This window comes from Synechococcus sp. OH2, assembly GCF_047462155.1.
Lineage (GTDB): Bacteria > Cyanobacteriota > Cyanobacteriia > Thermostichales > Thermostichaceae > Thermostichus.
In genome coordinates this window covers 33,004-33,656 of sequence record NZ_JANSIR010000010.1, presented here as the reverse complement: position 1 = coordinate 33,656, position 653 = coordinate 33,004, and the positions used below count along the sequence as shown (strand labels likewise).

Here is a 653-nt window from a genome sequence, read left to right as displayed (position 1 = left end):
CAAACGCCAAGACGGTTCCTACTACATCCAGATTGGCGTGGAGTCTGAGGTACCGGAGCCACAAGACACCACCAAGGCAATCGGCATGGATTTGGGTAGGAGAGATATTGCCCAGACCTCTGAGGGGGATCACTGGAATGGACAGCGGTTGAACCGGGTCAGAGACCACTACTCCCGGTTGAGGGCGGCTCTGCAACGCAAGGCCAGTATGGGCACACGCAGTTCTCGGCGCAGGTGTCGGCAACTGCTGCAACGGCTGTCTGGTCGGGAGAGGCGCTTTCAAACCTGGGTCAATCACCGCATCGCCACTCGCGTCAGCGGGACGGAGTCCTTAGCGATTGTTTCTAGGGCCCAGGCGACCCACCGTTTTATTGCCTTGGAAGACTTGACTGGGATTAGGGAGCGTACCAACCAACAGCCGCGCAGCAAGACGGAGCGGCGGCGGGCGAACAGTTGGGCGTTCTCCCAGTTGAGACAGTTTCTAGAGTACAAGGCCGCCAGAGCAGGGGTGAAGGTGGTGGTGGTGCTGCCTGGCTACAGCTCGCAGACCTGCCACCGGTGTTTGTGGCTTGGGCAGCGGGAAGGGAAGCATTTTCGTTGTGTCAACCCCGCCTGTGGCTGGGAAGGGGATGCAGATTTTAACAGTGCCAACG

1 protein-coding gene is annotated in these 653 nt (G+C 59.3%); it reads left to right on the top strand.

Annotated features, from left to right (window positions below; genetic code table 11):
• On the top strand, window positions 1-653 hold a 653-nt coding region (locus NW835_RS00905), incomplete at both ends, for an RNA-guided endonuclease InsQ/TnpB family protein (RefSeq protein WP_414414275.1).